Annotated in this window: 1 protein-coding gene; it reads left to right on the forward strand. The window is 68.3% G+C overall.

The window, feature by feature from the left end:
- Nucleotides 1–100 precede the first annotated feature (100 nt).
- The coding region (locus HKX41_14020) for a dioxygenase (GenBank protein ID NNC25250.1) at nt 101–230 on the forward strand (130 nt) is incomplete at its 3' end.

The following is a 230-nucleotide window of genomic DNA, read 5'->3' on the forward strand; positions in this document are numbered from 1 at the left end:
CAACAATCGGCCGCTGCGGGCCCGATTGCCGACAACTGCGGAACGATCAGGCGCGAACGCGTGGCTTTCAAATCGCCGGTGCGAGGATCACCCTTGCGGCATGGACATCCCTACCCGCCTGCCGACCCTGTTCCTTTCGCACGGCTCGCCGATGCTGGCGCTGGAGGATTCGCCCGCCGGGCGTTTCCTCGATGCGCTCGGCCAGCAGCTGCCGTGGCCGCGCGCGATCG

The sequence above is a fragment of the Salifodinibacter halophilus genome (genome assembly GCA_012999515.1).
Lineage (GTDB): Bacteria > Pseudomonadota > Gammaproteobacteria > Nevskiales > Salinisphaeraceae > Salifodinibacter > Salifodinibacter halophilus.